Origin of the sequence: Pseudomonas sp. 32_A, from assembly GCF_017490905.1 — a bacterium.
In the GTDB taxonomy this organism is placed as follows: domain Bacteria; phylum Pseudomonadota; class Gammaproteobacteria; order Pseudomonadales; family Pseudomonadaceae; genus Aquipseudomonas; species Aquipseudomonas inefficax.
Genome location: NZ_JAFGYI010000486.1, coordinates 1 through 244 on the forward strand (window position 1 = coordinate 1; position 244 = coordinate 244).

Here is a 244-nt window from a genome sequence, read left to right on the forward strand (position 1 = left end):
TCGGCATCGAAGGCGCCAGTGTGTATTCCGGGCGTGCCGAGCGCCGGTCGGATGTGGGCAAGGCTACGGTGATCGGTTTCCTGGGGGTGCTGGCGTTGCTGGTGCTGGTCAACGTGTTGTCGCTGGGCATCATGACCCAACCGGAACTGGCCAAGCTGCAGAACCCGTCGATGGCTGCCGTGCTGGAGCATGTGGTCGGCCACTGGGGTGCGGTGCTGATCAGCGTCGGCCTGATCATCTCGCT

Annotated in this window: 1 protein-coding gene; it reads left to right on the forward strand. The window is 64.3% G+C overall.

All coding sequences use genetic code 11. The annotated features are described in order from the left end of the window. Positions 1 to 244 (forward strand): amino acid permease (locus tag J5M58_RS27540; protein ID WP_207880674.1); only part of this gene is annotated, 244 nt, incomplete at both ends.